General features: G+C 73.4%; 12 protein-coding genes. 6 read left to right on the forward strand and 6 right to left on the reverse strand.

Annotated elements, in window-relative coordinates; genetic code table 11:
* The 3 genes from ACGFX4_RS11355 to ACGFX4_RS11365 all read right to left on the reverse strand — a co-directional run bounded on the left by ACGFX4_RS11355 (position 1) and on the right by ACGFX4_RS11365 (position 5,117).
* Positions 1-897: a DeoR/GlpR family DNA-binding transcription regulator gene (locus ACGFX4_RS11355; RefSeq protein WP_393072017.1), complete on the reverse strand. Its 897-nt coding sequence runs from the start codon at positions 895-897 to the stop codon at positions 1-3.
* 21 nt (positions 898-918) lie between these two features.
* On the reverse strand, positions 919-1,962 hold the full coding sequence (locus ACGFX4_RS11360; protein ID WP_393072019.1) for a substrate-binding domain-containing protein: 1,044 nt from the start codon (positions 1,960-1,962) through the stop codon (positions 919-921).
* A gap of 257 nt (positions 1,963-2,219) precedes the next feature.
* Positions 2,220-5,117 (reverse strand): ATP-binding protein, encoded by a 2,898-nt coding sequence (locus tag ACGFX4_RS11365; protein WP_393072021.1) that lies wholly within the window; start codon positions 5,115-5,117, stop codon positions 2,220-2,222.
* Positions 5,118-5,503: 386 nt separating this feature from the next.
* Here ACGFX4_RS11365 and ACGFX4_RS11370 point away from each other — a divergent pair, with 386 nt between their 5' ends.
* The 3 genes from ACGFX4_RS11370 (at position 5,504) to ACGFX4_RS11380 (ending at position 9,752) form a co-directional block, all read left to right on the forward strand.
* Positions 5,504-5,875, forward strand: a complete 372-nt coding sequence (locus ACGFX4_RS11370; RefSeq protein ID WP_393072023.1) for a CAP domain-containing protein — start codon at positions 5,504-5,506, stop codon at positions 5,873-5,875.
* 30 nt (positions 5,876-5,905) lie between these two features.
* Complete coding sequence (locus ACGFX4_RS11375; RefSeq protein ID WP_393072025.1) at positions 5,906-7,900, forward strand: protease pro-enzyme activation domain-containing protein; 1,995 nt, start codon at positions 5,906-5,908, stop codon at positions 7,898-7,900.
* Positions 7,901-8,066: 166 nt separating this feature from the next.
* Positions 8,067-9,752 carry a substrate-binding domain-containing protein gene (locus ACGFX4_RS11380; RefSeq protein WP_393072028.1) on the forward strand — a complete coding sequence of 562 codons (1,686 nt, stop codon included), beginning with the start codon at positions 8,067-8,069 and terminating at the stop codon, positions 9,750-9,752.
* 41 nt (positions 9,753-9,793) lie between these two features.
* Here ACGFX4_RS11380 and ACGFX4_RS11385 read toward each other — a convergent pair whose 3' ends face one another.
* Positions 9,794-10,177, reverse strand: a complete 384-nt coding sequence (locus ACGFX4_RS11385) for a hypothetical protein (RefSeq protein ID WP_393072030.1) — start codon at positions 10,175-10,177, stop codon at positions 9,794-9,796.
* A 189-nt stretch (positions 10,178-10,366) separates the two neighbouring features.
* Here ACGFX4_RS11385 and ACGFX4_RS11390 point away from each other — a divergent pair, with 189 nt between their 5' ends.
* On the forward strand, positions 10,367-10,948 hold the full coding sequence (locus ACGFX4_RS11390; protein WP_393072032.1) for a dihydrofolate reductase family protein: 582 nt from the start codon (positions 10,367-10,369) through the stop codon (positions 10,946-10,948).
* A 64-nt stretch (positions 10,949-11,012) separates the two neighbouring features.
* Here the strand turns inward: ACGFX4_RS11390 and ACGFX4_RS11395 are convergent, their stop codons facing one another.
* Together ACGFX4_RS11395 and ACGFX4_RS11400 are read right to left on the reverse strand one after the other, a co-directional pair.
* A complete protein-coding gene (locus ACGFX4_RS11395) occupies positions 11,013-11,588 on the reverse strand; it encodes an AAA family ATPase (RefSeq protein WP_393072034.1) in 576 nt (191 codons plus the stop codon).
* Between the two features lie 162 nt (positions 11,589-11,750).
* Positions 11,751-12,272, reverse strand: coding sequence for a helix-turn-helix domain-containing protein (locus ACGFX4_RS11400; protein WP_393072036.1), 522 nt, complete (start codon positions 12,270-12,272; stop codon positions 11,751-11,753).
* 114 nt (positions 12,273-12,386) lie between these two features.
* Here ACGFX4_RS11400 and ACGFX4_RS11405 point away from each other — a divergent pair, with 114 nt between their 5' ends.
* Both ACGFX4_RS11405 and ACGFX4_RS11410 read left to right on the forward strand, forming a co-directional pair.
* The gene (locus tag ACGFX4_RS11405) at positions 12,387-12,869 is read left to right on the forward strand and encodes a YbaK/EbsC family protein (protein WP_393072038.1); all 483 of its coding nucleotides are present in this window, start codon (positions 12,387-12,389) and stop codon (positions 12,867-12,869) included.
* Complete coding sequence (locus ACGFX4_RS11410; RefSeq protein WP_393072040.1) at positions 12,866-13,651, forward strand: SDR family NAD(P)-dependent oxidoreductase; 786 nt, start codon at positions 12,866-12,868, stop codon at positions 13,649-13,651. Before ACGFX4_RS11405 ends, ACGFX4_RS11410 begins: the two co-directional genes overlap by 4 nt.
* Positions 13,652-13,703: the final 52 nt, after the last annotated feature.

Raw genomic sequence — 13,703 nt, forward strand, 5'->3', positions numbered from 1 at the left:
TCAGCGGTCGGAATCCTCCTCGTCGTCGACGCCCACGACGAACAGCTGCCCGACCCGGTCGCGGAGCGCGGCCTGGGCCTCCACCGGCATTCCCGCATCGGTGACGAATGCCCCCACCTGCCCGAGGTCCGCGAAACAGCTCAGTCCGACCGTGCCCCACTTCGTGTGGTCCGCTGCCACCACCACCTGGCGCGCACGGGAGATGAACACCCGGTTGGTCTGCGCCTCGGCGAGGTTGGGACTGGAGAGTCCCTCGTTCGCCATCACACCGTGCGCCCCGAGGATCAGTACATCGACATGCAGCGACTCGATCGTGCGGTCCGCGATCGGTCCGACCAGAGCCTCGGACCGGGTCGCCGTTCCACCGGTCAGCAGAACCACCGGTCTCGAACGCGGGACCGTCGAATTCCGGACCAGCTGGTCGATCGGAAGGGAATTGGTGAGGATCGTCAGATCCTCGACGTGCAGCAACCGCTCGGCCACCGCATGGGCCGTCGAGCCGGCGCCGAGCCCGACCACGCTGCCCGGCTCGACCAGGGCGGCCGCCGCGTCGGCGATGGCGGCCTTGGCGTCCGACTCCATCGAGGACTTGACGGCGAACCCGAGCTCCTCGCCACTGCCGGTGGCCGCCACCGCGCCACCGTGCACCTTCTCCACCATGCCGCTGCGGACCAGGGCCTCCAGGTCGCGCCGGACGGTCATGTCGGAGACCCCGAGGCTCACCACCAGGTCCGAGACCCGCACCGCGCCGTCACGGCGCACCGCACCCATGATGAGCGCGCGCCGCTGCCGCGCGAGAAGTCCTTGATCTGTCACTGCCATCCCAGCCTCGTCCCGTGGGGAACCGGATTCGAAAACAACGCGGTCGAACTCGGGGCCGATGCCGGCGGAATCCACGCGCGGTCCGGCCGTTCTTGGTCAGCTGCAGCTGACGCCGGCGGACTTCCAGGTGGTGGCGTCGACCATGGTGGTCTTGGCGAAGGCTTCCTTGGGGAAGTCCTTGCCGTTCTTGAGCTTGTCGTACATGGTCTGGACGGCGAGGGCGCCGACGTCCTTGCCGTTGATGAACAGGGCGGCCTTCATGCCGGAGGGCTTGGTGCCGTTCCAGTCCTTGCAGGCGAGGTAGGCGCCGAGGCCGACGCCGATCACGTCCTCGGCCTTGAAGCCGGCGTTCTCCAGGGCGGTGACGCCGCCCTGGACGTTCTCGTCGTTGCAGCCCCAGACGATCCAGTGCCTGATCCGCGGGTGGGTCGCGAGGATCGCGGCGACCCTGCTCTGGGCACCCAGAGCGGTGTTGTCGGTGGGGACGGCGATCTTCTCGATGCTGGCCCCGGCGGTGGCGATGAACGCGTCCTCGGCGGCGTTGACCCGATCCTGGCAGACGGTGACATCCTGCTTCCAGGCGGAGACGATTCGGGTGTCGGACTGCGCCCACCCGGACTTCGCGAACTCCTGTGCGGCGCGCTTGCCGACCTCCGCGCCCATCCGGGTGCCGCTGAAGCCGATCCGCGCGACCAACTGATCCTTGTCGCAGGTGGACGGCACGGGGTCGGTGGTGCAGAGCTCGTCGTCGGACGCCAGGAGCGCGACCTTCGCGCTCCGCGCCAGCTCGGCGACCTGCGGCCCGACCGCGGGGTCGGGTGCGGCGACGATCAGACCGTTGGTCTTCCGCCCGATGGCCGCCCGTACCTCCGCGACCGCCCTGCTCGCATCGCTGCCGACGTCCACGACCTGCAGGTCCACCCCCAGTTGGGTGGCTCGCGCCCGGGCGCCCGCTGCCTCCTCGCGGAAGTACTCCTGATCGCCCTGCTTCTGCAGATAGGTGAGGGAGACCTTCCCTCCGACGGTGGTGATCGGCTCCGGGTCGGCGGTGGCGGGACCGCACCCTGCCGAGCAGAAGGCCAGGCCGAGGATCAGACAGGCGCCCAGCGTGGCGGCGGGACGGACGGGGTGAGCGTGCATGGGTGACTCCCGGCTCGGTGCCGCCCAGAACGGGAAGGCAACGCAAAGCATCAGGTCCAAACCGATTCAAACGTGGCGGGGTTCAGGAAACCTCCCGCGACCCCATCCGTCAAGGGTTCTGGGTGCTCGGCGGCGGATGTGGTCCTATGTTTGTATCTGATGGGTAGTGATATCTTTTGTTCGGCGTTGTGGGACGCCCCCCGGTCCGGGACGTACTCCCCCGACGCCCCGGACCGGAACTCCGCCCAGCGGATGCCTCACAGTGCGGGGCCGAGCGCGTCGCGCACGTGGGCGCGGGTGACGCCGAGCTTGCGGAGGGTTGCCGCGACGTGATGCTCGGCGGTGCGGGGGGACAGCGAGAGGGCCTGGGCGATGTGCCGGTTGCTCGCGCCGTCGGCGAGGAGTTCGGCAACCTGCCGCTCGCGCGGGGACAGGCCCGCGGTGGCGTGCGGGAGGGGTGCCGGGCGGGGACGGCCGCAGGCGCGGAGCGCCTGTTCGCAGCGGGCGGCGTCGACGGTCGCGCCGAGGCGGGTGAAGACGGCGTGGGCGTCCTGGAGGTCGCGGGCGGCGTCCGCGGGGTGCTCGGGGGCGGTGGTCAGCCGGAGCCGGCCGGCGTCCTCGGCGACGAGGGCGGCTGCATGCACGCGCCCGATGTCCTCGTAGCGGATACGGGCGCGGTGCAGGAGGTCCAAGGCGCCCAGGGTGTCGGTGTCGGCTGCCAGCATGGCGCGGCTCCAGTCGACGGCCGCGACCACGCCAGGAGCACTCCGGCCTTCGATGCCGCGGTCGGCCTCCGCCACCAACTCGGCCGCCTCGGAATGCAGTCCGCAGCCGAGAGCTGCGCGCACGGCGACGGGGAGCAATGCGGCGGGCCGCACCCAGATCTGGCTGCGGCGTATGGCGGCGATGACCGGCACCAGGCGCTGCCAGGCTGCCGCCGCGCGGTTCTCCAGGAGTTCGATCCGGGCCAGTGCGATCACGGCCTGCGGCCCGACCTGCTCGGTGAAGGCGTCGGCCAGCGGGGTGAGGGTCTCGCGGGCGCTGGTCCATCGGCCGCGGGCGGTGTTGAGGATGGCACGGGCGACGTGGGCGCCGACGTGGGCGGTGCTGTTCTCGGCAGTGTCGCGGAGCACGGTGCCGATCCGCTCCTCAAGGCCGTCCCAGTGGTCGCCGAGGAGGTCGAGGTGCAGCCGTATCATGCGGCAGCTGGACAGCAGGTAGAAGGAGGAGATGCGGCGGCAGATGTCCTCGGCCTCGTCGACGAGTGACCGGGCAACGCCGTCGCAGCCGCGGGACAGCTCCAAGTAGGCGGCGTCGTGCAGGCAACGGGCGCACAGCTGGAGGACGCCCCGGTCGGCACTGGTACGGGGCAGCCGGGCCAGGAGATCTCTGCAGCTCGGGTCGCCGAGGCTCTCCAGCAGGGTGATGCGGTTGATCAGGACGAGGGTCCGGGCGGACGGGTCGGGCCCGGCGTCGGCCAGCCGGGCGGCCCGGTCCATCAGGGCGAGGCTCTCGGTGGCATCACCGCTGCCGGCGCTGATGAGGGAGCCGAGGCTGAGGGCGGTCATGGCGGCCGCCGCCTGTTCAGGGTTGCCGACGAGTTCCGCGACGGCGCGTTCGAGCTCGTCGAGGCTCTCCTCGTTGACGGTCATGGAGGACAGCCCACGGGCGAAGCTGAGGTTGAGCCTGATCTCGCCGCGGGTGGCGGTGTCGAGCGCGGGGTCGGCGAGGATGCGGCGCAGGACGGCTGCGGCGGCAGGGGGATCGCTGCGGTACCTGGCGATGCGGCTGAGCGTCAGCGCACAGGAGCCGCGGTCGACGGGGCCGAGCGCGGGTTCGTCGAGGAGCTGCTCGAGAAGGCCGGCGGTGACTCCGTCGTCGCCGACGGCTTCGGCGTGCGCGACAGCCTCCTTCGCGGCGGTGATCCACGCGGTGGTGTCGCCGAGCCGGCGGATGTGGTGGGCGATCTGGACGGGGGCGGGCTCCGCTCGTGCGGTGAGTGAGTCGACGGCAGCGGCGTGCAGCCGGCGGCGCCTGGGGCCGAGGATGCCGTTGTAGACGGCGCGGTGGGCGAGGCCGTGACGGAATCCGTACCTCCCCGGTCCTCGCTCGGTGAGCACGTCGGCCCGGAGGGCCTCGGTGAGCGCCTCCTCGGCGCGGCGGCCGTCGAGGCCGGCGACAGCGGCCAGGAGGTCCTCGGAGGAGGGCCCGGTCAGGACGGCCGCGGCCTCGACGACGGCCTTGGCGTCGCCGCCGAGCGGTACGAGGCGGCTGGTGACGGCCTCCTGGAGGGCGCGCGGCACGCCGTTGTCCTCCAGGTCGATCGGGCCGCCGCCGTGGCGGACGAGCCGGTCGGCGACGACCAGCAGGTCCTCCTCGGCGGCCAGCGGGAGCCCGCCGCTGCGCTCGTACAGGTCCCGGCACAGGGAAGGGGTGGCGGCAGGGCCGACGGCTGACTCGGCGAGGACCCGGATCTGCTCCGGAGACAACGGCGCGAGGGCGATCTCGGCGCCTCCGACGCCGACCGGGCGGCGGTAGGAGCTGCCCAGCACGGCGCCGGCGCCGGGGAGGTCGACGGGCCGGTAGGTCAGGACGAGTCTCAGGTTGTCGGGCGGGTTGCGGGCGAGCAGGGACAGCAGGTCGCGGGTGGCGTCGTCGGCCCAGTGCACGTCCTCGACCACGAGCACGACGGGCCCGAGTGCGGCGACCACCTCGTGGATCGCGCGCATCAGCACCTGGTTGCGGGTGGGTCCGCCGGGGGAGTACTCGCCGGCACGGCCGTCGTCGGAGGTCGGGGCGGGCAGACGGTCGGCGAGGTGGGGCAGGTAGGGGGCCAGGAGAGCCGATCTCGCGGTGAGGCGGGCACCGCCGGGCAACGCGGCGGCACTCAGCGCGTCGATGACGGGGCCGAAGGGCAGCGGTTCTCGCAGCGGGTGGCAGCCGCCCTGGATCACCGGAGTGCCTTCCTCGCGAAGGACGCGCGCGGCCTCGTGGATCAGGCGCGACTTGCCGATGCCGGCCTCACCCAGGACGAAGACCACGGTCGGCGCGGCCCGGCAGGCCTCCAGGAATGTGCCCAGCGCCGCGGCGCGCCCGACGAAGGCGAAGCCCGTTCGACGGCCCGAGCCCGACCCGTCGGCCTGTTCCGGTCTCATGGACGGCTCCCACCGGGAGGGTGGCAAGGTCTGGTGACCCTATTGTCCCACCCGCGGGCCCCGGTCGGACGGGGCGCCGCCCGGCGCTGTTGAGACGCTGATCGGCAAAAGATCGGAATGATGAACCCACCGACCGGACACTTGTGTCGATTGTCGTCCGAGGCTGCTGTGTTCGACGGCGCGGCCGGCAGGGGCCGAGGGGCCTCGGCCTTCCGGATTCCAGCGTCGTCCTACGGTCGCGTCGGCCTGGTGGCCGCGTCGGCACCCCCGAGCCCCGGGCGCTCTCGGGTGCCGGTGGCCCCGGTACCACCGCCGGGACAGCGGTCGCCGGCGGCCAGGCGGGGGACGTCCTGATACCGGAGACTCCGTTCGCGACACTGTTGAAGGTGGACTCCCGGCTCCAGGCGGCAGCCCAGGCGCACGCGGCGGACACGGCGGCCCGCAACTACTACGAGCACAACACTCCCGAGGGGTTGGACCCGGGCGACCGGATGCAGAAGGCCGGCTACGGATTCGGCGCGTGGGGCGAGAACATCCACCAAAACCCGAAGAACGCCGCCGCGGCGATGAAGGGCTGGATGGAGAGTTCCGGACACCGCTCCAACATTCTGAACTGTGCGTTCAAGGACATCGGTGTGGGCGTCGACCTCGGCTCCAACGGCCCGTGGTGGGTGCAGGATTTTCGGCGCGTCGATCTGACGGGGGCTGCCCTGCACCCGTGTGAAACCCGGGCGGTGGGGCGTGTTCGATGGGGATAAATGAGTAGTACATGCCGTATTCGTGACGATATGACACAACGTTGGCACCTTCTCGCCGCCGCGCTCTCGGCGCCGCTGCTCGCCGCCACCCTCGCCGCGCCCGCGCACGCGGCGCCCGCCGCGCACAACCGGGTCGTCGTGCCCGGCACCCATCCCGTCTGGGCCTCGCCCTCGGCCGACGAGGGGGCGGTGGAGGCCTCCGAGCCCGTCACCGTCCGGATCTACCTGGCCGGGCGGGACCGGGCGGGGCTGGACGCCTTCGCCCAGGACGTCTCCGATCCGCACTCCGCGCAGTACCGGCACTTCCTGACGCCCGAGCAGCTGAAGGAGCGCTTCGGGACGAGCCCGGAGCAGGTGGCGTCGGTCCGCGCCTGGCTGGCCTCGACCGGGCTGACGGTCACCTCGGACACCGAGCACTACCTGGTGGCGAACGGCACCGCCGAGCAGGCCCAGGCCGCGTTCGCCGTCCAGCTGCACTCCTTCCGCCGCGGCAACCAGACCTACCGGGCACCGGTCGGCGAGGCCACCGTCCCGGAGGCGGTGGCCGGCTCCGTCCTCGCTGTGTACGGCCTCAACTCCGCGCCGCACAAGGTCCGGCACGGCGCCGGATCCTCCCGCCTGGCGGCGAAGGGCGCCGTCGCACCGCAGGACACCCTGCCCGGGCCGGCCCCCGCCTTCGTCAACTCCGGCCCGTTCTCCGACTACTACGGCTCCAACCCGGCCACCGGTACCCCGGCCGCCTACGGCTCGGTGCAGCCGTACGCCATCCAGGGGTACGACGGCGCGCACCTGCGCTCGGCGTACGGCGCGACCGCCTCCGGCCTGACCGGTCGCGGCGTCACCGTCGCCGTCGTCGACGCGTACGACTCGCCGACGCTCGGCGACGACGTCACCGCCTACGCCGCGGCCCACGGCGACGCGCCGTACGGCAAGGACCAACTGCTGCGCAACGACCCGCTGCTGTGGACGCACACCCAGGCCCCCAGCGACGCCGACCCGGGCGGCTGCGACGCCCAGGGCTGGTACGGCGAGCAGACGCTCGACGTGGAGGCGGTGCACGCCGTCGCACCGGAGGCGAACATCCGGTACGTCGGCGCGACCTCCTGCTACGACCCGGACATGATCGACGCGCTGCAGCGGATCGTCGACGTCCGGCTCGCCGACATCGTCAGCAACTCCTGGGGCGAGGTCGAGGGCGACAGCGACCCGGCCCTCGACCCGGTCTACGGGCAGCTCTTCCGCTGCGGCGCCGCCGAGGGCATCGGCTTCTACTTCTCCAGCGGCGACTCCGGCGACAACGAGGCCCGCACCGGCACCAAGCAGACCGACATGCCGGCCTCCCTCGACTACGTCACCGCCGTCGGAGGCACCTCGCTCGGCCTCGACCGGAACGCCGGGTACGCCTTCGAGACCGGCTGGGGCACCCTCAAGGCCGCCCTGTCGGCGGACGGGCAGAGCTGGGTGGACTTCCCCGGCGCCTTCACCAGCGGCGCCGGCGGCGGGACCAGCGCCCGGGTCGCCCAGCCGCGCTACCAGAAGCACGTCGTCCCCAGGGCACTGTCCGGTGCCAGGGGCGGCCGCAACCGGGTGGTCCCCGACATCGCGGCGGTCGCCGACCCGAACACCGGCTTCCTGGTCGGCCAGACCCAGACCTTCCCCGACGGCACCAGCCAGTACAGCGAGTACCGGATCGGCGGCACCAGCCTCGCCGCCCCGGTCGTCGCCGCGCTCCAGGCGCTCGCCCAGCAGGCCGCGGGCGCACCGCTCGGCTTCGCCAACCCGGCCATCTACGACCGCTACGGCACCGGCGCCTACCACGACGTCACCGACCACCCCTTCGGCCCCGGCACCGAACTCGCCGAGGTCCGCGTCGACTTCGTGAACGGCGTGGACGCCGCCGACGGCACCGCGACCTCGCTGCGCACCCTCGGCAAGGACTCCTCGCTGCACGCCGTCAAGGGCTACGACGACGTCACCGGCGTCGGCAGCCCGACCGCCGACTACCTCGCCTCCTACCGCCGCTGACCCCGGGGCCGGCCGGTGCCCGCCCCCCCCGCACCCGTCGGGCGCCGGCAGGGGCGGGCACCGGCCGATGTCCGTGCTTCACCCGGGCGTCGCCGACACGTCGCCCGACCTCCGGAAGATACCTCCGCGCGGACCGACACACGGCCGCAACAACGGGGGAGAGCACATGGGCGCACGGCGCACCCGCACACTGATCGCAGCAGGGGTCGTCCTGTCCACGCTGTGGCTGGGCGGGCCGTCACCCGCCCACGCGGCGCCCTTGGTGCGGATCACCGGCGCTGGCGCGACCTCCGCCATCAACCAGGTCGACACCTGGATCTCCGGGGTGCGTCAGGACGGACTGAAGGTCGTCAACTACGACGCGGTGGGGTCACTCGCCGGGCGGGACGCCTTCCGGAGGTACCTGGCCGACTTCGCCGTCACCGAGGTCCCGTACGGCGTGCCGGGCGGCCCCGCCGACCCGGCGCCGGACCGCCCCTTCGCCTACCTGCCGGTGACGGCCGGCGGGCTGGCCTTCCCGTACCACCTCACCGTCAACGGGCAGCGGGTGGACAACCTGCGGCTGTCCAGCACCAGCCTGCTCGGGATCTTCACCGGCGCCGTCGTCTTCTGGAACGACCCGGCCATCGCCGCCGACAACCCCGGCCGCGAGCTGCCCAAGGTGCGGATCAAGCCCGTGGTGCGCTCCGACAGCAACGGGCTCAACGCCGCCCTGACCGGCTGGTTCGCCGCCGAGCAGCCCGCCGCCTGGGCGGCCCACTGCGCGAGCACCGGGCTCACCGAGTGCGGGACGACCAAGACCTTCCCGGCGCCCGCCGGCGCGGCCGCGCTGAGCTCCGGGATCGGCGTCGCGGGGTACGTCGCCGCCGACAGCAGCGAAGGCGCGATCGGCTACACCACCGTCGACACGACGATCAACGCGCACCTGCCGAGCGCCCGCGTGCTGAACGCCTCCGGCCACTACACCGCCCCCACCCCGGGCGCGATGGCCGTCGGCCTCGCCACCGCCCGGACCGGCCCGGACGGACTCGTCGACCCGGCCGTCGCCCGGACCTCCACCGACCCGCGCGCCTACCCCCTGCCGCTGCTCCACTACCTCGTCATACCGACCGCCGGCCCGGTGGCCTTCAACCCGGACAAGGGCAACACGCTCGGCACCTTCACCCGCTACGCCCTGTGCAACCAGCGCGACGCCGCCGCCCTCGGCGGTGCGCCGCTGCCCGCCGGCCTCGTCCAGGACGGGCTCGCCACCGTCCCCCGGATCCCCGGCGCCGCCGCGCCGACCGAGGACCCGGCCATCTGCGGCGCCCCCGCCACCACGCTGATCGCCGACGCCCCGCAGCCACTGGACTGCGACCGGTACGGGGCGCAGGTCTGCGGGGTGGCCGCCGCCTCGCCGGCCGAGGTGATCACGGCGACCGTCCCGATCGGCTCGCTGGCCGTGTCGGTCGACGGCGGCGGCCAGGTGGTCCTGCCCTCACCCGTCCTCGACGCGAGCGGCACCGTGCTGCGCACCGGCGGCGAGCTCGCGCCGGTCACCGTGACCGACACCCGCGCCGGCAACACGGCCTGGACGCTCTCCGGCCAGGCCACCGACTTCACCTCGCCCGCCGGCGCCACCATCGCGGCACGACAACTCACCTGGACCCCCGCGGTGCTCGCCGCCGGCGCGCACCCGGTGACCGGCGGCCCGGCCCTGCCCCCCGGCGGCGGCGGACTCTCCACCCCGCGGACCCTGGCCACCGGCACCGGCCCGGGCACCGCGCGGCTCGGCGCGACCCTGCTCCTCGACGTACCGACCAGCACCCCGGCCGGCACCTACCGGGCGGTCCTCACCCTGACGGCGATCTGAACGCGAGACCTGCCGCCCGGCCGGGCCCTCCCCGCGAGGCGCTACACGCCCTCGGGCCGCGGCCCGGGCTCGCCCACGTACAGCCCCACCTGGGCGGCCTGGCTGCGCAGCTCCACCACCAGGCTCTCCAGGTCGGGAGTCACCAGGTCCTCGCAGTCCGGCCCGTCGGGGGCGGGCGGCAGAGGGCGGATGTAGTCGCGGACCAGCACGAGCAGCTCGGTCAGGTGCTCCACCATCGACGGGCCGATCACGTCCGCCGTCTGCCGCAGCTGGCTGGCGATGATCAGGACGGCCATCAGCGCGTCCTCCTCGGCCACCACGTCACGGGCCGGCGGCGCGTACGGCTCGACGTCCGCCTTGGTACCGGACTGCAGGAGGGAGGTCATCAGCCACGTGAGGCGGCTCTGCCGCGTACTCTCGCTCATCCCCCCACCACACCACGCCGAAGAACCCGCCGGGCGTCAGGCGCGCCCGGCCCCTCGCGCAACCCGGACGGCAGTGCCGTGCGACCGGAAGCGCGACGTCGAACGCAGCGGAATGCGAACCCGGGCACTTACCGGAGCGGCAGCTCACGACACGTTAGTTTGGGCCACCCCGAAGCAGAGGAGCGCCCCGTGGGCAAGGTGGTCATGTACGGCTCGGTGTCGGTGGACGGCTTCGTCGCGGACGAGAACGACATGCCCGGACCACTGTTCGACTGGCTGTCCAACGGTGACGTCCCGTTGGACGAGAGCGGCGAGGTGAAGGTGTCGCAGACGTCCTACGACTACACCCGCCCGTACTGGGACCGGATCGGGGTGACGATCGTCGGCCGCCGCGTCTTCGACATGACGGACGGCTGGGACGGGAAGCCGCCGAGCGGGATCGACCACGTGGTCGTCGTGACGCACCGGCCGCAGCCCGAGGGCTGGGACCCCGCAGCGCCGTTCCACTTCGTCGACGGCGTCGAGGCGGCCGTGGCCACGGCGCAGGAGCTCGCGGGAGACCGCATCGTCGAGGTCGCCGCCGGCGACGTCGGCGGCCAGGTGCTCGCCGCGGGCCTTGTCGACGAGGTGCGGATGGACGTCGTACCCGTCGTGTTCGGGTCCGGCAGGCGCTTTTTCGGGTCGGTCCACGCGCAGCACCTGCTGGACGATCCCGACGTGGTGATCCAGGGCGACCGGGTGCTTCACCTGCGCTGCCGGGTGCGCCGCTGACCGATCCGGGGTGAGTGGGCCGTCGCGAGTCGCCGACCCGACCGATGCGTAGGCAGCCGGAGCACTATCCGTCCCGCGCGGGGAGCTCCGAGAGGGCGGTGTCCCGCACGATGCGGTCCACCGTGTCGGGCAGGGCACTGTCGCTGCCGATGACGGTCTCGATGCCGCCCGGGAGCAGGTCGTGCGCCCGGTACCAGTCGTGCAGGTCCCGCTCGGTGACGGCCGCCAGGTAGGCGGCATCGGCCTTCGAGGCGTGCCGGAGCAGCGTCTCGGCGATCGGGATGTCGAGGTAGTAGCAGCGGGTGACGCCGCGGTGGTCGCCCACCAGGCGGGTGAGCATCTCGCCGTAGTGGTCGGCGTACAGGATGCCTTCGACGACGACGTGGTAGCCGGCGTCCAGCGCGTACCGTGCGACGGTGTCGATCAGGCCGATGTTCGCGCCGCCGGGGCGGTCCCGCTCGCGCAGGACGACGCGGCGGAGGTTGTCCTGCGCGACCACGGCCAGGCCCCGCCCGAACCGTTCCCGGACACCTGCCGCCACCGACGACTTCCCCGACGCCGAGTTTCCCCGGACGACCACGAGCCGGGTCTCCGCGCTCCCGGTGGGTGTGCCGGTCGGCGGGATCTCGGGGGCGCTCATCCGGCCCGTCCCGGCTCCGCGCCTGCAACCAGCCTGTGCGGCAAGGGACTTCTCCTCCACGAAGAGCCTGGCGAGGGGCGCTTTCGGCGTGCCCCACCGTAGGCGACGAACCCCCGCCGCGCTGCTTCGTTGCGGTGCTCGCCACACGATCCGGTGAACCTCCTACGCCGCCGGGTAGCGGACCACCAGCAGCGCCTCCGCATCACCCTCCGGCGCCTGGTAGAGGTGCGGCACGTCCGCCGCCCAACTGCCGTGCTCGCCGGGCCCGATCAGCTCGGGGGCGGCCACCGGGCCGACCCGTGCCGTGCCCGCCAGCACGATGATCCGCTCGGTCGTCCCGGTCGCGTGCGCAGCGGACTCCTGCGCCGCGCCGGCCCGGATCCGCACCCGGTAGGTCTCCGTCACCGCGTCCGCGTCCTCGAACCGCTCCAGCAGCACCGCGTCCACCGCGCGGCCGGAGACCGCGACCTGCAGGGCCGGACCGTGCAGTGCCGTGCTGAGCGGCACCCCCAGGGCCGTCGTGAGGGCGTAGAGCGTCTCCAGCGTGGGGTTGCGCCGGCCGGCCTCCAGTTCGGAGAGCGTGCCCTTGCCGACCTCGGCCCGGCGGGCCAGTTCGGAGAGCGACATCCCGCGTGCCGTGCGCAGTTCCCGCAGCCGGGCGCCGACCTGAACGGCCAGTTCCACCGCTCGCCTCCTCCCTCGCGCGGCCGCCGGAACCCGGTTGATCCGTCGGCTCGCAGCACCTATCGTTCCACATACGGAACGCGTTCCATAGACAGAACGTCTGGAGGCACCCCTGTGGCACCCAAGGAACTCCCCACCCGCACCCGACTCGTCGCCGATGCCCTCGCCGACGCAGGCGCCACCGGCCGGGTACGCGAACTGGCGGACGCCGTCCGCACCGCCGCCGCGGCCGCCGAGGCGCTCGGCTGCGAGGTCGGCGCGATCGCCAACAGCCTGGTCTTCCTCTCCGACGGCGAACCGGTCCTTGTCCTCACCAGCGGCCGCCACCGCGTGGACACCGCGGCGCTCGCCGCCCGCTGGGAGCGCGGCGAACTCCGGCGCGCCACCCCGGAGCAGGTCCGCGAGGCGACCGGGCAGGCGATCGGCGGTGTGGCCCCGGTCGGCCACCCCCGGCCCCTCCCGACCGTGGTCGACGAGGCGCTGACCGACTACCCGCGGGTCTGGGCCGCCGCGGGCACGCCGCACACCGTCTTCCCCACCACCGCCGCCGAACTCCTCCGCCTCACCGGCGGCTCGCTGCTCCCGGTCGGCCCGTGAACGTCGGCCCGGCCCGCCGGGAGAGCGCGGCCCTGGCCGGACAGGTCGCCCTGGTCACCGGCGGCTCGGCCGGCCTCGGGCGGGCCATCGCCCAGGGCCTGGCCGCCGCCGGCTGCACCGTCACCGTCGCCGGCCGGTCGCCGGATGCCTCCCGGCAGGCAGCAGCGGAGATCGCCGCCCGCACCCCCGGAGCCACCGTCGACGGCCGGGCCTGCGACGTCACGGACGAGGACGGGCTGCACGCCCTGGTCCGGCAGATCACGGACACCCACGGCCGCCTCGACGTACTGGTGACCAGCGCCGGCATCCAGGCCCGCGGCGAGCTCGCCGACCTCGACGCCGCGACCCTGCGCCGCTGCCTGGAGGTCAACGTCGTCGGCACCTTCCTCGCCTGCCAGGCCGCCGTGCCGGTGATGCGCGCGGCGGGGTACGGCCGGATCGTCACCCTGGCCAGCGCCCTCGGCCTGGTCGGCGCCGCCGGGCGGGCCGGCTACGCGGCGAGCAAGGGCGCGGTGGTCCAGCTCACCCGCAGCCTCGCCGTCGAACTCGCGGGCACCGGGATCTGCGTCAACGCCCTCGCGCCCGGCCCGTTCCGCACCCCGCTGAACGACGGAATGGACGACGACCCGCACGTCCGCGCCTTCCTCGACCACCAGGTCCCGATGGGGCGCTGGGCCGACCCGGTCGAACTGGTCGGCGCCGCCCTGCTGCTGGCGAGCCCGGCGGCCTCCTACCTGACCGGCGCCGTCCTCCCCGTCGACGGCGGCTGGACGGCCCACTAGCCACCGGACCCGCACGCGTCCTGCCGGTCCGGGACGGCTCGGCGGACGGACG

The sequence above is a fragment of the Kitasatospora sp. NPDC048365 genome (assembly GCF_043200835.1).
In the GTDB taxonomy this organism is placed as follows: domain Bacteria; phylum Actinomycetota; class Actinomycetes; order Streptomycetales; family Streptomycetaceae; genus Kitasatospora; species Kitasatospora terrestris.